Genomic DNA, 21,740 nt, shown 5'->3' with positions numbered 1-21,740 from the left:
GGCGTCCCTCGCCGGTTTGAACCCGGTCCGTCGCTTGGGGGAAGGTGTGGTCTAGCGCTGCCCGTAGCCGCGAAGTTTCTCCACGACGTGCTCGATCTCGTCGGCTGGGAGCAGGTTCGGCGTTCCGGCCGAGCGCGCCGTCAGCCACACCTGGCAGACCCACTCGAGCTGTTGCGCCCGGCTGTACGCGGAGCCGAGGCTGTCGCCGAAGGTGGTGGTGCCGTGGTTCGCCAGCAGGCAGCCTCGGCGGCCGTCCAGTGCCTCCAGCATGGCTTTGGCGAGCTCTTCGGTGCCGTACGTCGCGTAGGGCGCGACACGGGCCGTCGGACCGATCGCGGCGAGCATGTAGTGGATCGGCGGCACCTCGGCGACCAGGGTGGAGACCGCCGTGGCGTGCACGGAATGCGTGTGCACCACGGCGGAGATGGGCTTGCCGTCCGGATCCGCCGCCTGCCGGTACACCGTGAGGTGCATCGGAAGTTCGCTGGTCGGTTTGAGCGTGCCTTCGACGATTTCGCCGTCCAGGCCGACCACCGGGATGTCTTCCGGCCTCAGCCCGGCGTAGTCGACCCCGGTCGGGGTCACCGCGATCAGCTCGCCTTGCCTCGCGGAAACGTTGCCGGAGGTGCCGACCACGAGCCCGTCCGCGGTCATCCGCCGGGCGAACTCGCAGACCGCCAGGCGTTCTTTGGCCAGGATCACCGTCACAACCTCCAAAGTCCGCGGGCCGCGGCCAGTGAGGCCTGATAGTCGGCATAGCCCTGCTCGTAGAACCCTACGTTCTCGGGCCGGACCTCGACGACGCGCGCGCTCTCCGCCCAGAGTTCCCGGTCGACCGGTTCGCCGAGGGCGTCCGCCGCGACGATCACCGCGCCTCGCGCGCCGACCCCGGGATCACCGGGGATCACGATGGGCCGTCCGAGAACGTCGGCGAAGATCCGGGTCCATTCGAGCGACCGGACCCCGCCGCCGCAGGCGTACAACGTGCCGGTGAGCCCGGCCGCCTCGAAGCAATGCCTTGCCGCGTAAGCGATCGACTCGCACAGCGCCCGGACGATGTCACCACGCTCGCTCTCCAGGCTCAGCCCGGAGAACTGGGCCCTCGCCGAAGCGTCGACGAAGGGCGCCCGCTCACCGGACGCGGAGAGGAACGGGAGCGCGCGGACCCCACCCGCGCCGGGCCCGCTCGCGTCGAGCAGCGAGCCGATCTCCTCGACCTCGATTCCGAACAGGCGGCACATCCAGTCGATCCCCGCCGTGCCGACCATCGCCGGCATCGCCCGCAGGAACTCACCCTCTTCCGGCGTGCAGAGGAACATCCCGGCGGGCTCGCCTTCCGGATCGAACTCCGCAGAGTCCGTCAGAACCTGGCAGGCGAGGGTGGTGCCGGCGGTGAGGATACCGTCGCCCGGCCGCCGTACACCGGCGCCGATGGCGCTCGCGGGCAGGTCGAACGGCCCCGCGGTGACGGGCAGCCCGACCGGGAGACCGAGCAGCCCGGCTCCGCGTTCGTCCAAGCGGAACACGGTCTTCGGCGCCGCCGGCTCCGCGAACAGGCTCCGGCGGTGGGAGAGCCCGACGGCCGCGATGGCTTCTTCGTCGTATCGCCGGGTGGCCGGGTCGAGGAAGGGCAGTGAGGCATCCGACGCGTCGACCGTGATCTCGCCGGTCAGCCGCTGGAGTACCGCGTCGACGCAGTAGCCCGCCACCGCCGCCCTGTCCAGCGACTCCGGTTCATGAATGTCCAAAAAGGACATGATCGCCGCGGCGCAACCGGGGAACATCCCCGACGCGGTACGGCGGAACACTTCCCTGGTCACCCCGCCTGCCTGCCATTGGGCGAGCAACGAGTTCGCCCGGCCGTCGAGCCAGGAGATCGCCGGGCGAACGGCGCCGCCGGATTCGTCGCGCAGCCACAACCCGTCGCCCTGACCGGTGAGGGCCAGTGCGGTGACCGGACCGTCGAGCCGGGCGGCGACCTCGCGCACCACCGTCGCCACGGTGCCCAGCACCTGGTCGAGGTCTTGTTCGACCAACCCGCCCGGCAGGTGGTGCACCTCGGAGGTGGTGCACGCGCTCGCCACGGACATCCCGGCCTTGTCGAAGACGACCGCCTTGGTCAGTGACGTGCCGATGTCGACGCCGATGATCATGGCCGCAGGACCTCGGGGTTCGCCAGATTCGCGAGCGCCTCCCCGCGGGCGTACCGGCCGACTTCGGCGGCGACGATACTCGCCGCCCGCTCCGCCGTCTGCCTGCTGGCCCCGGCGAGATGCGGCGTCGCGATCACGTTCGGCGCGCCCCGCAACGCCCAGTCCGCGGGCGGGGGCTCGACGTCGTACACGTCGAGCGCGAGCGCGCCGAGCCGTCCCGAGCGCAGGGCTTCCGGCAGCGGCGAGTAGTCCAGCAAACCGCCGCGCGCGGTGTTGACCAGCACAGCACCTTCCGGCAGCAGCGCGAGCTTGGCGGCGTCGATCAGGTGCCGGGTCTCCTCGGTGAGGCGGGCGTGCAGGCTCACCACGAAACTGCGGCGCAGCAGGTCGTCCAGGTCGACAAGCTCCGCCCCGTCGGCGCTGATCCGGGCCGGGTCGGCGAACGGATCCGAGACCAGCACCTTCGCGCCGAACGCGACGAGCACCTTGGCCACCCGCGCACCGATCGCGCCGTACCCGACCAGGCCGACGGTGGTCCCGTCGAGTTCGAGACCGGCCTGGTCGTAAGCGTAGTAGTCGCCACGCCAGGTGCCGCCCAGCAATTCGGCCGAGGACGTCGAGATCCGGCGCATCGCGGCCAGGATCATCCCCACCGCGAATTCGGCGGCGGCACCGGCGTTGCGGCCGGGCGCGTACGTCACCGCGACGCCCGCTTCGGTGGCCGCCGCGAGGTCGACGTTGACCGGGCCGCCCCGGCACACCGACACGAGCTTGAGCCCCGGCGCGCCCGCGAACACCTGCTTGGTGAAGGGCGCCATCTGGGTCACCGCGACCTCGGCTCCCGACAGGGCCTCGATCACCTGCTCCTCGGTGCCGCTGGCCTCGTGCACGTTCGCGACCGGGCCGAACGGCTCCACGGGCCACGGCAGGGTCAGTTCCGAGAATTCGTGCCCGGCGCCGATCTCGGCACGGACGGCGTCGGCCAGCAGGCCGGTGCCGACGAAATGGTCTCCCGCAGCGAGTATCCGCAACTCTGCGTCCTCTCTCCGTGCCCGTGTCGGGCCGTCTTAGTGAGCTTGCTCGTATTCGGTGATGTGCGCGACCTTGCTCGCGCTGGCCGAGGACGGGTCGAAACGGTGGCCGACCCATTCCGCGACGATCTTCTTCGCCAGCTCCGGGCCGATCGCCCGGGCGCCGAAGGTGATCACCTGGCAGTCGTTCGACTTGACCGAACGCTCGGCGGAGTAAGAGTCGTGCGCGACCGTGGCCCGGACACCGGGGACCTTGTTCGCCGAGATCGCCATGCCGATCCCGGTCCCGCAGACCAGGACTCCGCGATCCGCCTCGCCGCGCGCGATCGTCTCCGCCGCCGCGAGGCCCAGCAGTGGGTACGCCTTGTCGTCGGACCCGTCGGCCACGCCGAGGTCGGTGACCTCGTCCACCCGGTCGTCGGCGAGGAGCAGGTCACGCAGCTGGTCCTTGAGTGCCACCCCGGCGTTGTCCGCCGCCACCACGATCCGCATTTTCAGTCTTCCTTTCCGAGAGCCTGGCCGACCGCGGTGACGAGCAGCGCGAACGAAGTGGCCCCGGGATCGGGATGCCCCTTGCTCCGCCGCGCCAACCGCGCGGCCCGGCCTTTGACGGGCACCAGGTCCGCCGTGGCCTCGGCCGCGCTCACCGCGACCTGGGCCGCCTTCTGCCAGGCCTGCGGGACGTCGGCGCCCGCGCCGGCCTGTTCGCGCAACGCCAGCCGGAACGGCTCGATGGCGTCGAGCATGGTCTTCTCGCCGGGCTCGGCCTTGCCCAGTTCGACGAACGCCTTCACCGCGCCGTCCACCGCGCCCGCGAGTGCTTCCGTGGTGACCGCTCCGGCTTCCAGGCCACGCAGCCCCGCGCCGGTCTCGGCGAGCAAGACGCCGTACAGCGCGCCGGATGCTCCGCCCGCCGCGTCGGCGAACGCCGTCCCGGCAGCCAGGAGCGCGGTGGACAGCGAGTCTCCGTCTCGCCGGGCGGCGGAGACCGCGGCCCGCATGCCCCTGGTCATACCCAGCCCGTGGTCGCCGTCGGCCGCGACCGCGTCCAACCGGCCGAGTTCGGCTTCGTTGGCCTCGATGTCGCGCAAGGCCGCGGTCAACGCGCGATCCACGATGCCCTGCCCCGGCTCGGCCTCCACCAGCAGAGCGTCCACTGTGGACTCCAGGGGAACCTGTGCCAGCGCGGCACCGGTGCTCCGATAGCCAGGGGTGTCGCAGGGGGCCGCGTAGAGCTCGGCGAGTTCGTCGTCGAGCACCAGGATCGACAACGAGACACCCGCCATGTCGAGCGACGTGACGAACTCGCCGACCTCGGTGTGCGACGGGCCGAGCCCCGCCGCGGCGAGCCGCTCGTGCACCCGGGTGTAGGTCGCGAACATCTCCTCGTATTTGGTGCGGCCCAACCCGTTCAGCAGGACCACCACGCGTCCGTCGCCCTCGGGGAGCTCCGGGAGGAGACCGTCGACCAGTTCGTCGGCCAGCTCCCGTGCGCTCAGTCTGCCGACCGTGCGGACGCCGGGCTCGCCGTGGATGCCGAGGCCCAGCTCCATCTCGCTCTCGCCGACGGTGAACAGCGGAGCGGACGCGCCGGGCAGAGTGCACCCGCCGAACGCCACGCCGAACGTCCGGGTGTTCGCGTTCGCCTTCTCCGCCACCGCGTGCACGGCGGCGAGATCGTCGCCGCGTTCGGCGGCGGCGCCCGCGATCTTGAAGACCAGGAAGTCGCCCGCGACACCGCGACGCCTTTCCGGCGCGTCGGCGGGACCGCTGGCGATGTCGTCGGTGACCAGGATGGTCCGGCTCTCGATGCCCTCGGCGGCCAGCCTGCGCGCGGCGAGCCCGAAATGCAGCACGTCGCCCTGGTAGTTGCCGTAGCCGAAGAGCACGCCGGCTCCGCTCTCCGCGGCCCGCGCGGTGCGATAGACCTGCTCGGCGCTCGGGCTGGTGAACACGTCGCCCACCACGGCCCCGTCGGCCAGCCCGGGACCGACCAGCCCGGCGAACGCGGGATAGTGCCCGCAGCCGCCGCCGATCACCACCGCGACCTTGGGCTCGGACTCTTCCCGGCGCAGTACGCCATAGGCGCCGGGAACCTTGCGCACCGAACGCCCGTAGGCGGTGACGAACCCGTCCAGCCAGTCGCGTTTGAACGTCTCCGCGGCGCCAAGGACCGTCATCGCCCGCTCGCTTCCGCGAACTCACCGGACAGGTACGCGAGCAGCTTGCGGCGCACGTCGTCGTTGTTCTCCGCGACCTCGGCGGCCAGCTCCAGCGCGTCCGGCTTCGGCGGGTACACCGGATTCGGCAAGGCGATCACGGTGAGCCCGGCCGCGGCGGCGGCGCGGATACCGTTGCTGGAGTCTTCGACGCCAAGGCATTCCTCGCCGGACCGGCCGAGCCTTGCGGCGGCTTCGAGATAGACGTCCGGACTCGGTTTGCCCCTGGCGACCTCGGCGCTGGAAACGGTCGCGGCGAACTCCGCGGTGAGCCCATGCTTCTCGAGGACCGCGTCGATCACGCGGCGGGCGGCCGACGACGCCAGCGCGACCGGCACCTTCGCGCTCACCTCGCGGACCATCTCACCGGCACCGGGCAGCAAGGGCGCCTCGCCCGCCTCGATCGCGGCGATCATGCCGTCCACCACGGCACGCTCGACCTCGGCCGCACTTTCCGGGGTGCCGGACCGCTTCGCGAGGTACGCGGCCCATTCGGGCGCGCTCATCCCCTGCACGGACGCGGTGTCCTCGGCGGTCCATTCGGTGCGGTGCCGGGCGGCGTACGCCACCCAGTTCTCCTCCCAAAGGTGTTCACTGTCGACGAGGACACCGTCCAGGTCGAACACCACCGCGGCGAGTGCCATCCGGCATCTCCTTTCACATCGATGCTGTTAAGTTAACATCGAAGTTGTGATCTGGACAAGCCCTGAGGAGGGATCGCGTGGTCGCACGGTTGTTATTGGCACGGCACGGCCAGACCGAATGGCACGCCGAGAACCGGTACGCGGGCAGCAGCGACGTCGCGCTGACCGAGGAGGGGCTCCGGCAGGCGGACGAACTCGCCGGATTCGCCGCGGCGGCCGGGCCGTCGGCCGTGTTCTGCTCGCCGCAGAGCCGCGCACGTCGCACCGCGGAGCCGTCCGCCAAGGCGTTGGACCTGCCGTTGCGGGTGGTCGACGAACTGCGTGAAGTCCACTTCGGACTGATGGAAGGGCGCACCAGGGCCGAGCTGGCGGAGGCGGATCCCGATGCGGTGGCGAGGTTTCTCGCCGACCCCGTGAGCGGCGCCTTCCCCGGTTCGGAGCCGCCTGCCGACGCGGCCGCCCGCGGGGCCGGCGCACTGCGCGGGATCGCCGCCGACGTACCGGGCGAGACGGTGCTGGTCGTCGCGCACAACACCCTGATCAGGCTGACCTTGTGCGCACTGCTCGGCATCCCGCTCGAGAACTACCGCACGGTGTTCCCACGGCTGGACAACGCGGCCATCACGGAGATCGAGATCGACGGCACGCGCACCGGCCTGCTGCGCCTCAATCAGCCTGCCCGCACGCGATACTGGGTGACATGAACGATGAGAAGACGGCCGGTGCGAGCGCGCACTCTCGTAACACGCGTCAGCAGCTGATCACCGAACACGTCTTCACAACGGGCTCCGCGAGCATCTCCGAACTGGTGGAACTCACCGGCGTCAGCACCATGACGGTGCACCGCGACGTCGACGAACTGGCGCGGCGCGGCCTGCTCCGGAAGTACCGGGGAGGCGTGTCGGCGATGCCGTCGACGATCTTCGAAAGCAACGCCGACTACCGGATGAACGTGCATTCGGAGGAGAAGATGGCCATCGCGGCGCACGCGCTGGCCCGGGTCGAACCGGGGATGTCGATCCTGCTCGACGACTCCACGAGCGCGCTCGCGCTGGCGAAGATGCTGCACCGCGTCACCCCGCTGACCGTCGCGACGAACTACCTCGGCGCCATCGAACTGCTCAAAGGCGTTCCCGACCTGCGGCTCATCTGTATCGGCGGGGACTATTCCGCGACCCACGACTCGTTCCTCGGCATGCAGAGCCTGGAGGCGATCGAGCGGATCAACGTCGACGCGACCTTCGTCTCGACCTCGGCGATGAACACACGCATGACGTTCCACCAGGAGCCGGAGATCGTGATGCTGAAACGCGCGATGCTGGCCAGCGCCCGGACGAAGGTGCTGCTGATGGACCACAGCAAGACCGAACGCGCGGCACTGCACCGGCTGGCGCCGTTGAGCGACTTCGACGTGCTGATCGTCGACGACGGAGTGGAAGAGCACCTGGCCGAGGACATGCGGAGCCAGGTGGAGGTGGACATCGCGGAGCTTTGAGGCGCCGCTTGCCAACGCGGAGGTGCGCTCGGCGAGCCTGGCGGTGTCGTTTGAGCCTCGGAGTTTGATGGCATCGGAAGCTCGGTGTGCCAGGTGCCGACGATGTAGGAATCGGGACGTTGAGTGTCCCAATTCCTACATCGTCGAGGGGGCGCTCGGGTCTCAGGGCTTGATCAAGGGAGGATTTGGGACGTTGAGTGTCCCGAATCCTCCCTTGATCATGGTCGTGCCGAGCGGGGAGGATTCCGGACGCTGAACGTCCCCAAACCTCCCCACTCGCCGAAATCGGGCTCCATTACGGCAGCAGGACGGCGTCAAGCCCGGCAGGTAAGCAAATACAGGTTCACCAGAACCCGAAACGCCACTCACGACCACCCGTACCCATGCCAGCGTCTCTCACGTGACCGACCGGACGACACACGTGATCCGGCGGAGTTCACCGCACCAGACTTGCGCCTTGCCTTCGTGAGGTCGACGTCGGCGACCGAGCACCTCCGCGACCTGCGGCGCGCGAGGCTAACACGAAAATCCACCGATGTAACATCTTGAAAGTGAAGTTAACACGATCCATGATACGCTGAACACGACGTCATGGAGGCGTGCATGAACCAGGTAACACCGCCGTTATCGCGATCCGGGAGCGGGTTCGCCCGCGTGCTGAACCGTTGGGGCCTGCCCGCCCCGCTGTTCCTCGGCTATGCCGGGCTGCTGCTGTTCATGATCGGCGACGGGGTCGAGTCGGGCTTCATCGCGCCGTTCATGGCGGACAACGGCGCGGGCACCGAGATCAAGGCTTCGTACGTGATCACCGTGTACGGCGTCGCCGTGATGCTGGCGTCGTGGTTGTCGGGCGCGTTGTCGGATCTGTGGGGGCCGCGGCGCGTGATGATGATCGGCCTGGCCATCTGGCTGGTGTTCGACGTGCTGTTCCTCGCGGTCGCGGTGTCGGGCGAGAACTACCCGTTGATGCTGGTGTTCTACGGTCTGCGCGGGTTCGGCTATCCGATGTTCGCGTTCGGCTTCCTGGTCTGGATCACCGCGGTGGCGCCGGTCGCCAGGCTCGGCGCGGCGGTGGGCTGGTTCTACTTCGCGTTCACCGGCGGGCTGCCGACGCTGGGCGCGCTGGTCGCGAGCTTCACGAACCCGGTGCTGGGCCAGTACGGGACGCTCTGGGTGTCGGTGGCGCTGCTCGGTCTCGGCGGACTGCTCGCGATCTTCGGCGTCCGGCAGCGGACGGGGTACACCCGGCTCGCGCCGCCGGACGTGAAACCGGTACAGAGCCTGGTGTCCAGCGTGTCGATCGCGTGGAAGAAACCCCGCGTCGGCGTCGGGATGCTCGTCCGCGTCATCAACACCGCGCCCGAGTTCGGGATGCTGGTGTTCTTCCCGACGATCTTCATCGAGCAGATCGGCTTCGGGGAGAGCCGCTGGCTCCTCCTGGTCTCGGTCATCTACGGCACGAACATCTTCTTCAACCTGATCTTCGGCGTGCTGAGCGACCGGATCGGCTGGCGCACCACGATCTTCTGGTTCGGCGCGATCGGCTGCGCGATCTCGATCCTGTTGCTCTACTTCGTCCCGATCGCCATGGGCGCCGAGTACTACTGGCTCGCCCTGCTCGTCGGCGCGCTGTACGGCGCCACGCTCGCCGGGTTCGTGCCGATCTCGGCGCTGCTCCCCTCGCTCGCCCCGGAGAACAAGGGTGGCGCGATGGCCCTGCTGAACCTGGGCGCCGGCGCCGCGGCGTTCGTCGGGCCGGCGATCGTCAGCGTGTTCCTCGGTCCGCTGGGCGCGGCCGGTGTGGTGATCGTCTTCGCCGCGCTCTATCTGGTCGCCGCGGTCATGGTCCGCTACCTGAAGCTGCCCGAGGAGACGGCGAAGGCGATCGAAGAGGACAAGAGCCTGCAAGAAGTCGGAGAGAAGGTCGTCACCACGTGAACCAGCCCGTCACGATCGGCATCGACGTCGCCACCGCGGGGGTCCGGGCCCTCGCGGTGCGCGGCGGCACCGTCCTCGCTTCGGCCGCCGAGCCGCTGCCCGCGCCGGTCCGCGACGGCCGCGGACACAGCGAGCAGGACGCCCGGTCCTGGTGGCCCGCGGTGAAGACGGTGCTGGCGAAGGTCACCGGCGAGCTGCCGGGCAGGGGCGGCGAGGTCGCCGCGGTGGCCATCGCCGCGACGTCGGGGACGATCGTCGGGGTCGACGCGTCCGGTGTGCCGGTCACCCCCGCGCTGATGTACGACGACAGGCGCGGCGCGGAGCTCAACCGCGAGGCCACCGCGCTGGGCGCGGATCGCTGGCGGCGGCTCGGTTTCGGTGTGTCGGCCACGGCCGCGCTCGGCCGGATCGCCTGGCTGGCCGGGCACGTCCCCGACGTCGCCGGGATCCGGCACACCCCCGATCTGATCGCCGCGGAGCTCACCGGCGGCACGGTGGCCACCGACTGGTCACATGCCTTGAAGAGCGGCTACGACCCGCTCGCCCTCGAATGGCCGGACGAGGTCTTCGAGGCGTTGGGAGTGCCCGCGAGCCTGCTCCCGTCGGTGGTCGCGCCGGCCACCGTGCTGGGCGAGGTGGCCCGTCCGGTCGCCGGGCTCCCGGCGGGCTGCCCGGTCGTGGCCGGGATGACCGACGGCTGCGCGGGCCAGATCGCGGCCGGGGCGGTCGCTCCCGGGAGTTTCGTCGGGATCCTCGGCACGACGTACGTGCTCAAGGGAGTCACCGAAGAGCTGGTGCCCGATCCGACGGGGGCGATGTACAGCCACCGTCATCCGGACGGCTGGTGGCTGCCCGGTGGCGCGTCGAACACCGGCGGTGAGGCCGTCGCCGGGCAGGATCGCCTTCCCGAACTCGACGCGGCGGCGGCCGCGCGGGGACCGGCGAAGGTGGTCGCGTATCCGTTGCGGCGCAAGGGCGAACGTTTCCCGTTCGCCAGCCCGGACGCGGAGGGCTTCGTGTCGGGCGAAGCCGACGAGGTTGAGTCGCACCGGGCCAGGCTGGAGGGGGTCGCCTTCCTCGAGCGGCTGGCGTTGGACCACCTGCGCCGCCTCGGCGTCGACGTCACCGATCCGCTGCTGGCGGCGGGCGGCGGCAGCAGAAGTCCTTTGTGGACACGGATCAGGGCGACCGTCAGCGGTCTCGGCCTGCGGGTGTCACCACACGCGGAAACGGGTTACGGCGCCGCATTGCTCGCCGCGGCGGGGGTCCTGCCGGGCGGCCTCACCGAGGCGTCCGCGGGGCTCGGCGAGGGAACACTGGTCGAGCCCGACGAGCGCGAAAGTGCCGCGCTCGCAGAGTCGTACCAGCGATTCTGTGCCGAGCTGCACACCAGGGGCTGGATCGACGACGAGCTGTTCGCCGTCGTCCGGGGCCGATAGGGATCAGGAAGGGCGTGGGCCGTTGGACTTGGTGGGAGCGGGGTTCGGCGCGGCCTCCGGCTTGGGTGCCTCGTCGGCATCAGGGGCGGGAGCCAGCAGCCGGATGGCCTCCTGGACGGCGACGTCCGTGGCGGAGAGCCGATCGGCGACCTTCGACCGGAGTTCCAGCGCGAGCTTCCGGGCCTGCTGGGCTTCGGCCTGCTGGGTCTTCGCGTCGGTGAGGGCCTCCGCGACCTGCTCCTGCTTCGCGGCGATGTCCTCCGCCGAAGACTTCTCCGACTTGGCGATCTTCTCCGCCGAGATCCGCTCGGCCTCGGCACGCTTGGCCGCCGACACCTGATCGGCTTCCGCGATCTTGTCCGCGGACGCCTTCTCGGCCGCCGCGCGACGAGCCGCCGAAGCCTCCTCGGCCTTCTTGTCCGCGGCGGCGCGGGCCCGGACGCTCTCCATGTCCAGTTCCTTGCGCTTCTGCGCCGCCTCGGAGTTCAGCCGCTCGATCTCCGCCTTGGCGTCGGCGAGCAGCTTTTCCCGCTCGGCCTGCGCGTCCTTCGCCGCCTTTTCGCTGGCGCGCTGCGTCTCGTGGGCGTACTTGTCCGCCTCGGCCCGGGTCGACTTGGCGTCCGCTTCCGCGGCGGCCTTGAGGTCGGCGATCTCCTCCTCGGCGAGCTGCATCATCATGCGGACGCGTTCGGCCATCGCGCCGGCGCCGGACGGGCTCGAACTCATCCGCACGAGGGCGGCCTTGGTCTCGTCCAGTTCCTTCTGGGCGTGGCCGAGCGCCTTGGTGAGTTCACCGGCGGTCGCCACGGCTTCGTCGCGGCTGCGTGAGGTCTGCTTGAGTTCGGTCGCCAGTTCGGCGAGGCGCTCGTCGACCTGACGCTTGTCGTAACCGCGGACAGAGCCCGCGAACGGGGACGATTTCGCTGAGGGCGCCTGAGGCGCCGTCTTCTCAGGAGCGACCATGGCGGCCACCTTAATGAGCGGGCACCCGTCGGGCAGTACCGCCAAACGGCTGCACTCGGCGTGCGGTGGACCGATCACATGGCATCCTGCATTGTTGACAGGTCGTAAGCAGCGGAGGCCCGGTTGGACATCTCGGCGATCCTCGAAGACATCCGCGAGCACTGGCACGTCTACGCCACGATGCCCTTCATCGCCGCACTCATCGGGTACATCACGAAACGCGTCGCCATCGAGATGATGTTCCGGCCGCTGGAGTTCGTCGGGATCAAACCGTTCCTCGGCTGGCAGGGGGTCATCCCGGCCAACTCGCGCCGGATGGCGACCACCGCCGTCGACCTGCTGACCAAGAACCTCGTCGATCCGCAGGAGATCTTCTCCCGGCTCGATCCCGACGAAATGGTCAAGGAACTCGAAGAGCCGCTCCTCAAGGCCGTCGAGGACGTCACCCGCGAAGTGATGGAGCAGTACCAGCCCAGACTGTGGGAACTGCTGCCGACCCGGGCACAGCGCATGCTGGTCGACCAGGTCCGGGCGCAGGCGCCGAAGGTCGTCGCGAGGCTGATGCGCGAGGTGTCGACGAATATCGACGAGGTCCTCGACGTCAACGAGATGCTGATCAACGCGATGGTCCGCGACAAATCGCTGACCTGCCGCCTGATCAAGGAGGTCGCGACCCCGGAACTGCGCTTCATCGCCCGCTCCGGCATCTGGTTCGGCTTCGTCATCGGCCTGATCCAGTTCGTCGCGTGGGCGCTGACGAAACAGCCGCTGATCATGCCGATCTTCGGTTTCGTCACCGGGTTCGTCACCGACTGGCTGGCCCTCAAAATGATCTTCTACCCGCGTGAGCCGCGCCGGTTCCTGTTCTTCAGCTGGCAGGGCATGTTCCAGAAACGCCGCCAGGCGGTCGCCAAGGACTACGGCGCGCTGATCGCCGACGAGGTCCTCACCGTGCGGAACGTGATGGAGGCCGTGCTCACCGGGCCCAAGTCGGACAAGCTGTTCGTGATGATCACCCGCGAGGTGCAGCGGACCATCGACGCGCAGGCGAGCATCGCGAAACCGTTGGTGGCGCTGACCGTCGGCGGGGTCCAGTACCAGGAGATGAAGCGGGCCGCGGCGGAAAAGGCGATCGCGTATCTCCCCGAAACGGTGAAACACGTGGAGAGCTACGCCACTGACGCGCTCGACGTCCGCAACACCATCGTCACGAAGATGCAGCAGCTGACCCCGCTCGAGTTCGAGGGGATCCTCCGTCCCGCCTTCCAGCAGGACGAATGGAAGCTGATCGCGGTCGGCGCGGTGATCGGCGGGCTCGTGGGTGAACTTCAGGTCCTGTTACTCCTCCATTGAGGACAGGCGGCTAGGTTGCCCTTCAAGCAAGACGCGGGAGGGGCTCGGAAGTGGACGCCGTCATCGCCGATCTCGGCGAGCACTGGCCGGTGTACGTCACCATGCCGTTCGTCGCCGCGCTGATCGGCTACGTCACCAAACGCGTCGCCATCGAGATGATGTTCAAACCGGTGGAATTCGTCGGCGTCAAACCGTTCCTCGGCTGGCAAGGGGTGCTGCCGGCGAACGCGGAGCGGATGGCGGCCACCGCCACCGAGATGCTGACGAACAACCTCGTCGACCCGAAGGAGATCTTCGCCAGGCTCGACCCGGCCCAGGTGGCGAAGGAGATCGAGCAACCGCTTCTGCGGATCGTCGAGGACGTCACCCGCGAGGTGATGGAGCAGTACCAGCCCAGACTTTGGGAAGTACTGCCGAACACCGCCCAGCAACTGCTGCTCAAACGCGTGCAGGCGGAGGCTCCGCGGGCGATCACGAAGATCATGGGCGAGATCTCGGAGAACATCGAGGACGTCCTCGACCTCAAGCACATGGTCGTGACGAACCTGGTGCGCGACAAGGCCTTGCTGAACCGGCTGATCCGCGACATCTCGCGGCCGGAGATGCGGTTCATCGCGCGGTCGGGGATCGTGTTCGGGTTCTCCCTCGGCTGCGTGCAGTTGCTGGTGTGGGCGCTGACGAAGTCCCCGATCGTGCTGCCGCTGTTCGGTATCGGCATCGGCTGGTTCACCGACTGGATCGCCCTGAAGATGATCTTCCTGCCGCGCGAGCCGAAACGGTTCTTCGGCTTCTACACCTGGCAAGGTGTGTTCCAGAAGCGCAAGGACCAGGTCTCCGCCGACTACGGCGACATGATCGCGCGCGAGATCATCACCATCCCGAACCTGCTCGAAGCCGTGCTGAGCGGGCCGAAGTCGGACAAGCTGTTCTCGATGATCACGCGCGAGGTGCAGCGGACGATCGACGCGCAGGCGAGTGTCGTGAAGCCGTTCGTCGCGATGGCCGTCGGGAGCAGGCGGTTCCAGGAGATGAAGCAGACGGCGGCCGCGAAGGCGGCGGCGCGGATCCCGGAGACGATCCGCCACGCCGAGAGCTACGCGGTCAACGCGCTCGACGTCCGGAACACCATTGTGGACAGAATGCGGCGGCTGAACCCGCTCGAATTCGAGCAGCTGCTGCGCCCCGCGTTCCGGCAGGACGAGTGGAAACTGATCGCCGTCGGCGCGGTGATCGGCGGCCTTGTCGGTGAACTTCAGGTGCTTCTACTGCTTCACTGAAGGCCAACCGATACGGTTTCCCCCTTCCCTGAGCGAAGCGAGGAGGTCGTGTGGACGCCGTCCTGGACGACCTCGCCCGGCACTGGTGGCTGTACGCCGCGATCCCGTTCGTCGCCGCGCTGATCGGCTACGTCACCAAACGCGTCGCCATCGAGATGATGTTCAAACCGCTCGAGTTCGTCGGGATCAAACCCTTCCTCGGCTGGCAGGGCGTGGTGCCCAAACACGGCGGGCGGATGGCCGCCGTCGCGACCGAGCTGCTGACGTCGAATCTGCTGGACGTCAAGGAGGTCTTCCGCCGGATCGATCCGGCGATCATCACGCGCGAGATCGAGCAGCCACTGCTGCGGGCCGTGGACGAGGTCGCCCGCGAAGTGCTCGAAAAGCACCATCCCAGGCTCTGGGAGGTCATGCCGACGATGGCGCAGGAGCTGCTGATCAAGCAGGTCCAGGCGTCGACGCCGCGGCTGGTGCGCGAGTTCATGGCGGAGATGACCGAGAACCTCGACGAGGTGCTCGACTTCCAGCACATGACCGTCCAGCGGCTCACCAGGGACAAGAAGCTGCTCGTCCGGCTGATCCGCGAGACGTCGCGGCCGGAGATGGCGTTCATCGCGCGCACGGGGATCTACTTCGGCTTCGGGCTCGGCATCGTGCAGGCGTTCGTCTGGGCGCTGACGAAGGAGCCGTGGGTGCTGCCGATCTTCGGTGGCTGCATCGGGCTGTTCACCGACTGGCTGGCGATCAAGCTGATCTTCGTGCCGCGCGAGCCGGTGCGGGTCGGCCGGGTGATCCTTCAGGGCAAGTTCCAGCGGCGGCGGGCCGAGGTCGCGCATCAGTACGGCGAGATGATCGCGAACGAGATCCTCACCGTGCCGAACCTGCTCGACGCCGTCCTGCGCGGGCCTCGATCGGATCGGCTGTACGCGCTGGTCGAGCGGCTGGTGGCGCAGGCCGTCGACGAGCAGGCGAGTGTCGCGAAGCCGATGGTCGCGATGGCCGTCGGCGGGGAGCGGCTGCAGGAGATCAAGCAGGCGGCGGCGCGGAAGGCGCTGGAGCGGCTGCCACCGACGATCCGGTACGCCGAGGGTTACCTGACCGAGGCGATGGACGTCGCGAAGATCGTCGAACGGCGGATGCTCGGGCTGACGCCGCTGGAGTTCGAGGGGCTGCTGAGGCCCGCGTTCCGGCAGGACGAATGGAAGCTCATCGCGGTGGGCGGGCTCATCGGCTTCCTGGTCGGTGAGCTGCAGGTCCTGCTGATGCTGCACTGACCTGCGTTTAGCGGGCTAAACGCGATCCGGGGCGCGGAAGTGAGGCGTTCTCACCTGCGGGAGACACGGGGTGATTACGGTGGAGGGGTGGCGTCCGAACCCCAGCAGCTGCCAGCCGTCCACGAGGCGTGGCTTCCGCGCGAGCACGCGTTGCACCGTCCCCGCCACGGTGGCAGGCAGCTGACCGCGCTGATCAGCGCGCTCCTGTTCTTCACCACGCCCGCGCTGCTCTGGGTGTTCGGCGTCCGGCCGGGCGAGATCGAGAACCACAAGCTCGCGAGCTTCCCCGGGCTGGACCGGGGCTGGGGTTTCTTCACCGACATGCCGGCCTGGGCGATCGACCAGCTGTCGTTCCGGCCGGGCGCGATCGCCGCCGCCGACGCGATCAGCCGCGGCGTCTTCGGCGAGGGCGCCCCGCTCGACCAGCCGCCACCGCAGCAGCAGGCGGGCCCGATCCCCGCGCCGCCCGCACCGTCGCCGTCCAAGACCGCGCCCACCCAGGGGCCGACGCCGAACGCCGCGTCCGGCTACCGCCGTGTCGTGCAGGGCCGCGACGGCTGGCTGTACTACGGCTACGACGCCGACGCGAAATGCGATCCGTCCCGTCCGCTGCCCGAGACCATCGCCAAGATCAACGAGCTCCGGCGTGCGGTCGAGCAGTCCGGGCGCCGGTTCGAGTTCGTCATCGCACCGGACAAGTCGACGATGGTGCCGCAGTTCCTGCCGGACACCTACCCCGGCAAGGACTGCTCGCGCGCGGCCGAGGCGTCCACCTGGCACCGGATGCTCAAGGACGCGCGCGCGATCGACCTGCGGCCCGAACTCCGCGCGTCCGAGGGCCGCGTGCAGCATCCGATCTACCCGCCGAACGACACGCACTGGGCCGACGAGGGCGCCCTGGTGATGACGCGCGCCATCGCGAACGCGATCAAGCCGGGGGTCACACAGACCTGGGTCAGCGTTCCCGTCGGCCAGTACGACACCGTCGCCGACCTGCCGCCGCTGATCAGCAAGCAGGGCACGAAGACGAACACGCTGTACAGCCTCCGCCCGGACGGCGTCGTCGAGCGCGCGGGCGAGCCGAACGGCGACATCGACCGGCCCGTCTACCGCACGGCGAGCCCGCTGATCGGGACCGTGGACGACAAGATCCTGATCTACGGCGACTCGTTCACGAAGGCGTCTTCGCGGTATCTCTCGGGCGCGTTCACGAACCTGACGATGCTGGCGCACTTCACGCAGAAGACGTCGCAGGCCGAAGCCGTCGACGCTTTCGTGAACGCGAACGTCGTGGTCGTCGAGGCGGTGGAGCGCAGTGTGGCCGGCGGTCAGCTCGCCTTCATCGACCCGAACTTCCTCGAACCGCTCAAGAAGGCGCTCGCCGAGAACCCGATCCGCTAGCGCAGGGCGGGCTGCGCGGTCGCGGTCGGCTCGACGCGAATCCGTGAAGAACGCCCGCGCAGCCACGCGATGAGACGGCAGACCAGGTAGATCACGAACGAGATCGTGGTGACGAACGCGCTCACCGGCTTCCCGGGCGCCAACGAAAGAATGATCCCGCCGAGCGCGGCGATCTCCGCGAACACGATCGACAGCACGGTCGCCTTCCACGGGCTCGCCGTGACCCGCGCGGCCGCCGCGGCCGGGGTCACCATCAGTGAGACCACCAGCAGCGCGCCGACGATCTGCACGCCCAGCGCGCTCGAAATCCCGACCAGCACCGCGAAGATCAGCGAAAGCAGCCGCACCGGCACACCGCGTGCCGTCGCGACCGCCGGGTCGACCGTGGCGAACAGCAGCGGCCGGTAGATCACCGCGAGCACCACCAGCACCACGACCGACGCGCCGACGAGCAGGTTCAGGTTGGTCGAGTCGATGGTGATGATCTGCCCGACGAGGATGCCGAACTTGTTGGCGCTGCGGCCTTCGTAGAACGACAGCAGCAGGACGCCCATGCCGAGGCCGAAGGCGAGGATCACGCCGATCACGGAGTCGCGTTCGGACTCGCGGCCGCCGAGGAGCCCGATCAGCAGGGCGGCGATGACCGCGCCCGCGAGGCCGCCGAGTTCGACGCCGACACCCAGCAGCAGCGCGCCCGCGGCACCGGTGAAGGCCAGTTCGGCGGTGCCGTGCACGGCGAACGACATCCGCCGCATGACCACCAGCGGGCCGAGCACGCCGGCCACCAGGCCGAGGACGGCGGCCGCGAGCAAAGCCGTCTGCACGAAGTCGAGGCCGAGGAGTTCGCCGGTCAGGGCGAAGTCGAACATCTTGTCCACGGTGCTAGCTGGCCTGTTCGTCGATGTGGTGGGGTTCGTCCTCGCACAGCGCGCTCTGCGCCCCGGCGACGTGGATCTGCCCGCCGACCTTGAGCACCTCGATCCGCGTCCCGTACAGCTCGGACAGCGTCTCCGAGTTCATCACCTCGTCCGGCTTGCCGACCCGGAACTGGCCGTTCACCAGATAGAGCACGCGGTCCACATAGGACAGGATCGGGTTGATCTCGTGGGTGACGAACAGGACGGCCGTGCCCGCCGAGGCCCGCCGCTCGTCGATCAGCTCGCTGACCGCGCGCTGGTGCGCGAGGTCGAGGGAGAGCAGCGGCTCGTCGCACAGCAGGACTTCGGGGTCGCCGACCAGCGACTGCGCGACGCGGAGCCGCTGCTGCTCACCGCCGGAAAGCCGCCCGACCGGCTGCTTCGCGTACGCCTGGGCGCCGACGGACTGGATCGCCTTCGCCACCAGCTGACGCCGTTTCGAAATCCCGAAGAGCCCGGTGCCCCACCGGTGCCCGTCCAGGCCGAGGCCGACCAGGTCCACCCCGCGCATCGTCAGGCCCTCGTCGAGGGCGCGCTGCTGCGGGATGTAGCCGATCCGCCGGTTGGTCCCGCCGGGGCGGCGCCCCGCGATCTCGACCGTGCCCTCGGGCAGCCCCTGCTGACCGAGCAGCACCTTGAGCAGGCTGCTCTTCCCGGAGCCGTTGGGCCCGAGGATCGCGAGGAACTCGCCGGGTTCGACGTCGAGGTCGAGCCCGGACCAGAGGGTCCGGGTGCCGAACGCGAGGCTCGCCCCGCGGACACGGACCGCGGGGCGGGCTTCGGCGGGTACGGAGGTCACTACTTCAGTGCTCCGGCCAGCGCGTCCACTTCCTTGGTCATCCATGCAATGTAGTCGGTCACACCCTGCGGGAGCGTTTCGGTGACGTCGACGACCGCGATGCCGGCGGTCTTGGCGTCGCCGACGACCTGCTGGGTGACCGGGGTGGTGGTCTGCGCGTTGTTGATCAGGGCCTTGATCTGCTTGCCGGAGATCAGCTGCTTGACCTCGTTGAGCGCGGCGGCGGGCACGTCCTGCTCCGCTTCCACGGCCTCGGCGAAGGCGGGCGGCGTCGCGTCGGTGACCTTCGCGCTGTCGAGCAGGTAGTGCGCGACCGGCTCGGTGGCGACGACCTTCGCGTTCGAAGCGCCCAGGCCCGAAACCTTCTTCAGCAGTTCCTGGGTCTTGCCCTTGAACGCGGTCGCGTTGGCGGTGAAGGCGTCCTTCGAGGCGGGCTGGATCTCGCCGAGCTTCGCGGCGACCTGATCGGCGATCTTCTCGACGCCGGGGAGGCTGTACCAGACGTGCTCGTTCTCGTTGCCGGTCGCGGCGATGTCGACGGCGACCAGCTTCTGCGCGCCGGTGGCCTGGTCGGCGAGCTTCGAGAAGAACTCGTCGTAGCCGCCGCCGTTGGACAGCGTCAGCTTCGCGTTCTTCGCGGCGATGGCGTCGCTCGCGGTGGTCTCGTAGGAGTGCGGGTCGGCCGAGGGGTCGTGGATGATCGAGGTGACCTCGACCTTGTCGCCGCCGACGGCGGTCACGACGCTGCCCCAGACGTCGGTCGAGGCGACGACCTTGATCTTCTCGCCACCACCCGGGTTCGCGGCGGACGCGTTCGGCGAACCGGAGCCCGTCGACGCCTTGTCGCTCGACGCGCAAGCCGTCGCGCCGAGCGCGAGGACGGCCAGGGCCGACACGGCCGCGAAAACACTCTTAGTACGGCGGGAATTCATTTACTGCACTCCTGCGGATGCCCAGGCCAGGTGTCCCCAATGCCGGGTAATGGAAACCGTTGTCAGATTCAACTGTACCCCATCCGGATGACCGCGCTCCCCGTCCAGGCACGAGCTGTACCCAGGGTCACTCTGAATCGAGACCTGCCACACGTCGGGTGATGCTTCTGCAAAACGTTCTGAACCGTTACGGTTTGCGGATGGGCCGTCCTATCCGCACCAGGAGGCAGGCGACACTGGCGTCGTTGGCCGCAGAGCTCGGTGTGTCGAGGACCACCGTCTCGAACGCCTACAACCGACCCGACCAGCTGTCGCCTGAGCTGCGCCGCCGCGTCCTCGAGACCGCGCGCCGCCTCGGCTACCCGGGCCCGGACCCGGTGGCCCGTTCACTGCGGACGCGCAAAGCCGGCGCTGTCGGTCTTTTGCTCACCGAGAACCTCTCCTACGCCTTCCGCGACCCCGCCGCCGTCGGCGTGCTCGAAGGGCTCGCGCTGGCCTGCGAGGACGCGGGCGTCGGCCTGCACCTGGTCCCGGCCAGCCCGGGCCGCGAGGACGTCGCGGCCGTGCACCGCGCCGGCGTCGACGGCTTCGTCGTCTACTCGGTGCCCGACGACGACCCGCATCTGGGCGCCGTGCTGGAGCGCCCGGTGCCGACGGTGATCGTCGACCAGCCGCGCGTGGACGGCGTCGACCGGGTCGGCCCGGACGACGCGGCCGCGGTCACCGCCATGGCCGAGCACCTCATCTCGCTGGGTCACCGGCAGATCGGCGTGCTGTGCATGCGGCTGGCCCGCGAGCGCAACGACGACTTCGTCTCCATCCAGCGGCAGAGCGCCGCCCACTTCCACGTCCAGCGGATCCGGCTGGAGGCGCTGGCCGCCGCGTTCTCGGCGGCCGGGGTCGACTGGGCGACCGTGCCGGTGGTCGAGCGCTTCGACCACACCGTGGACGACGGCGCGTCGGCCGCGCGCCAGCTGCTCGACGCGTATCCGCAGGTCACGGCCGTGATCTGCACTTCGGACATCCTCGCCCTCGGCGCGCTGGCCGAGGCGGAGCGCCGTGGGCTGCGGGTGCCGCAGGATCTGACGGTCACCGGGTTCGACGGCATCACCGAGGCCGAGCGTTCCGGGCTCACCACGGTCCACCAGCCGGTGCTCGAAAAGGGCAAGGCGGCGGGCAAGCTGCTGCTCAGCTCCGCCGACCGGGTCGGGCCGAAGGTGATCACCCTGCAGACGGAACTCCGCGTCGGGCGTACGTCCGCGCCGCCGCGGACGGCCGAAGAACGCTGGTTCGGGCCGTGATCCGCGTCCACCCGCGTTGCCGTCGCCCGGCGCGTCGGTTCCAATGAACACGTGACCTCAATCGACGTACTGCTCAAGCGAAACCAGGAGCTGGGTGATGTCACTCCTGGTGACCGCTCGTCTCCGAGGCCATCGCTGCACGTGACGATCCTGACCTGCATGGACGCCCGTATCCGGGTGTTCGAGATCTTCGGCCTGATCCAGGGTGAGGCGCATATCCTGCGCAACGCGGGCGGCGTCGTCACCGACGACATGATCCGCTCGCTCGCACTCAGCCAGCGGAAGCTCGGCACGCGTGAGGTGCTGATCGTTCAGCACACCGACTGCGGCCTGTCCATGGTCACCGAAGACGACTTCAAGGACGAGCTCGAAGCCGCCAGCGGGCTGCGCCCGACGTGGTCGGTCGAGGCGTTCCGGGTGGTGGAGGACAGTGTGCGCCGGTCGGTGCAGCGTGTGCGGCGCAGCGACTTCCTGGCGCATACCGACAACGTGCGCGGCTTCGTCTACGACGTGAAGACGGGGCGGTTGTCTGAGGTCGCGTAGAGCTGAAGGGGACTTTCCCCGCATGCGATGCGGGGAAGGCGCGGCGGTCTCAACTGGTTGT

The 21,740-nt window shown here is 69.1% G+C and carries 20 protein-coding genes; 10 read left to right on the top strand and 10 right to left on the bottom strand.

The features are described 5' to 3' along the window. Nucleotides 1–51 precede the first annotated feature (51 nt). Genes AVR91_RS29430 through AVR91_RS29405 form a run of 6 tightly spaced genes read right to left on the bottom strand, consistent with a single transcriptional unit; the run spans nt 52 to nt 6,047 of the window. Nucleotides 52–702: a class II aldolase/adducin family protein gene (locus AVR91_RS29430; RefSeq protein ID WP_063274700.1), complete on the bottom strand. Its 651-nt coding sequence runs from the start codon at nt 700–702 to the stop codon at nt 52–54. A 2-nt stretch (nt 703–704) separates the two neighbouring features. Further along, nucleotides 705–2,153, bottom strand: coding sequence for an FGGY-family carbohydrate kinase (locus AVR91_RS29425; protein WP_063274680.1), 1,449 nt, complete (start codon nt 2,151–2,153; stop codon nt 705–707). Continuing rightward, the gene (locus AVR91_RS29420) at nt 2,150–3,184 is read right to left on the bottom strand and encodes a 2-hydroxyacid dehydrogenase (protein WP_063274681.1); all 1,035 of its coding nucleotides are present in this window, start codon (nt 3,182–3,184) and stop codon (nt 2,150–2,152) included. The genes AVR91_RS29425 and AVR91_RS29420 overlap by 4 nt, the downstream gene beginning before the upstream one ends. A 36-nt stretch (nt 3,185–3,220) precedes the next feature. Further along, nucleotides 3,221–3,676, bottom strand: coding sequence for a ribose-5-phosphate isomerase (locus tag AVR91_RS29415; protein WP_063274682.1), 456 nt, complete (start codon nt 3,674–3,676; stop codon nt 3,221–3,223). A 2-nt stretch (nt 3,677–3,678) separates the two neighbouring features. Further along, entirely contained in the window at nt 3,679–5,364 is a 1,686-nt protein-coding gene (locus AVR91_RS29410) for a dihydroxyacetone kinase family protein (RefSeq protein ID WP_063274683.1), read from the bottom strand. Continuing rightward, entirely contained in the window at nt 5,361–6,047 is a 687-nt protein-coding gene (locus AVR91_RS29405) for an HAD family hydrolase (protein ID WP_063274684.1), read from the bottom strand. The genes AVR91_RS29410 and AVR91_RS29405 overlap by 4 nt, the downstream gene beginning before the upstream one ends. A gap of 77 nt (nt 6,048–6,124) precedes the next feature. On the opposite strand from AVR91_RS29405, the gene AVR91_RS29400 reads away from it, so the two are divergent. The 4 genes from AVR91_RS29400 to AVR91_RS29385 all read left to right on the top strand — a co-directional run bounded on the left by AVR91_RS29400 (nt 6,125) and on the right by AVR91_RS29385 (nt 10,919). After that, on the top strand, nt 6,125–6,751 hold the full coding sequence (locus AVR91_RS29400) for a histidine phosphatase family protein (RefSeq protein ID WP_063274685.1): 627 nt from the start codon (nt 6,125–6,127) through the stop codon (nt 6,749–6,751). Beyond that, nucleotides 6,748–7,542 carry a DeoR/GlpR family DNA-binding transcription regulator gene (locus AVR91_RS29395; RefSeq protein ID WP_063274686.1) on the top strand — a complete coding sequence of 265 codons (795 nt, stop codon included), beginning with the start codon at nt 6,748–6,750 and terminating at the stop codon, nt 7,540–7,542. Before AVR91_RS29400 ends, AVR91_RS29395 begins: the two co-directional genes overlap by 4 nt. Before the next feature lie 603 nt (nt 7,543–8,145). Continuing rightward, nucleotides 8,146–9,480 carry an MFS transporter gene (locus AVR91_RS29390; protein ID WP_063274701.1) on the top strand — a complete coding sequence of 445 codons (1,335 nt, stop codon included), beginning with the start codon at nt 8,146–8,148 and terminating at the stop codon, nt 9,478–9,480. Continuing rightward, nucleotides 9,477–10,919 carry an FGGY-family carbohydrate kinase gene (locus AVR91_RS29385; protein WP_063274687.1) on the top strand — a complete coding sequence of 481 codons (1,443 nt, stop codon included), beginning with the start codon at nt 9,477–9,479 and terminating at the stop codon, nt 10,917–10,919. The genes AVR91_RS29390 and AVR91_RS29385 overlap by 4 nt, the downstream gene beginning before the upstream one ends. Nucleotides 10,920–10,922: 3 nt before the next feature. On the opposite strand, the gene AVR91_RS29380 is transcribed toward AVR91_RS29385, so the two are convergent. Continuing rightward, nucleotides 10,923–11,882 (bottom strand): coiled-coil domain-containing protein, encoded by a 960-nt coding sequence (locus AVR91_RS29380; RefSeq protein ID WP_063274688.1) that lies wholly within the window; start codon nt 11,880–11,882, stop codon nt 10,923–10,925. A gap of 123 nt (nt 11,883–12,005) precedes the next feature. Here AVR91_RS29380 and AVR91_RS29375 point away from each other — a divergent pair, with 123 nt between their 5' ends. The 4 genes from AVR91_RS29375 to AVR91_RS29360 all read left to right on the top strand — a co-directional run bounded on the left by AVR91_RS29375 (nt 12,006) and on the right by AVR91_RS29360 (nt 17,187). After that, the gene (locus tag AVR91_RS29375; protein WP_063274689.1) at nt 12,006–13,235 is read left to right on the top strand and encodes a DUF445 family protein; all 1,230 of its coding nucleotides are present in this window, start codon (nt 12,006–12,008) and stop codon (nt 13,233–13,235) included. Nucleotides 13,236–13,285: 50 nt separating this feature from the next. After that, the gene (locus tag AVR91_RS29370) at nt 13,286–14,512 is read left to right on the top strand and encodes a DUF445 domain-containing protein (protein WP_083715535.1); all 1,227 of its coding nucleotides are present in this window, start codon (nt 13,286–13,288) and stop codon (nt 14,510–14,512) included. Nucleotides 14,513–14,562: 50 nt separating this feature from the next. Beyond that, a complete protein-coding gene (locus AVR91_RS29365) occupies nt 14,563–15,786 on the top strand; it encodes a DUF445 domain-containing protein (protein WP_063274690.1) in 1,224 nt (407 codons plus the stop codon). A gap of 87 nt (nt 15,787–15,873) precedes the next feature. Further along, nucleotides 15,874–17,187, top strand: a complete 1,314-nt coding sequence (locus AVR91_RS29360) for an alginate O-acetyltransferase AlgX-related protein (protein WP_016337728.1) — start codon at nt 15,874–15,876, stop codon at nt 17,185–17,187. Here AVR91_RS29360 and AVR91_RS29355 read toward each other — a convergent pair. The 3 genes from AVR91_RS29355 to AVR91_RS29345 are packed head-to-tail and all read right to left on the bottom strand — an operon-like array spanning nt 17,184 to nt 19,835. Beyond that, entirely contained in the window at nt 17,184–18,065 is an 882-nt protein-coding gene (locus AVR91_RS29355; RefSeq protein WP_063274691.1) for a metal ABC transporter permease, read from the bottom strand. The genes AVR91_RS29360 and AVR91_RS29355 overlap by 4 nt on opposite strands. Nucleotides 18,066–18,069: 4 nt before the next feature. Then, nucleotides 18,070–18,903 carry a metal ABC transporter ATP-binding protein gene (locus tag AVR91_RS29350; RefSeq protein ID WP_063274692.1) on the bottom strand — a complete coding sequence of 278 codons (834 nt, stop codon included), beginning with the start codon at nt 18,901–18,903 and terminating at the stop codon, nt 18,070–18,072. Further along, nucleotides 18,903–19,835, bottom strand: a complete 933-nt coding sequence (locus AVR91_RS29345; RefSeq protein WP_063274693.1) for a metal ABC transporter solute-binding protein, Zn/Mn family — start codon at nt 19,833–19,835, stop codon at nt 18,903–18,905. The genes AVR91_RS29350 and AVR91_RS29345 overlap by 1 nt, the downstream gene beginning before the upstream one ends. A 200-nt stretch (nt 19,836–20,035) precedes the next feature. Between AVR91_RS29345 and AVR91_RS29340 the strand changes: the two genes are divergently transcribed. Then, nucleotides 20,036–21,136 (top strand): LacI family DNA-binding transcriptional regulator, encoded by a 1,101-nt coding sequence (locus AVR91_RS29340; RefSeq protein ID WP_005165317.1) that lies wholly within the window; start codon nt 20,036–20,038, stop codon nt 21,134–21,136. Nucleotides 21,137–21,187: 51 nt separating this feature from the next. Continuing rightward, on the top strand, nt 21,188–21,679 hold the full coding sequence (locus AVR91_RS29335; RefSeq protein ID WP_063274694.1) for a beta-class carbonic anhydrase: 492 nt from the start codon (nt 21,188–21,190) through the stop codon (nt 21,677–21,679). The last annotated feature ends 61 nt before the right edge of the window (nt 21,680–21,740 follow it).

This window comes from Amycolatopsis keratiniphila subsp. keratiniphila (genome assembly GCF_001620365.2).
Classification (GTDB): domain Bacteria; phylum Actinomycetota; class Actinomycetes; order Mycobacteriales; family Pseudonocardiaceae; genus Amycolatopsis; species Amycolatopsis keratiniphila.
This window is presented reverse-complemented; position numbering and strand designations above follow the sequence as displayed.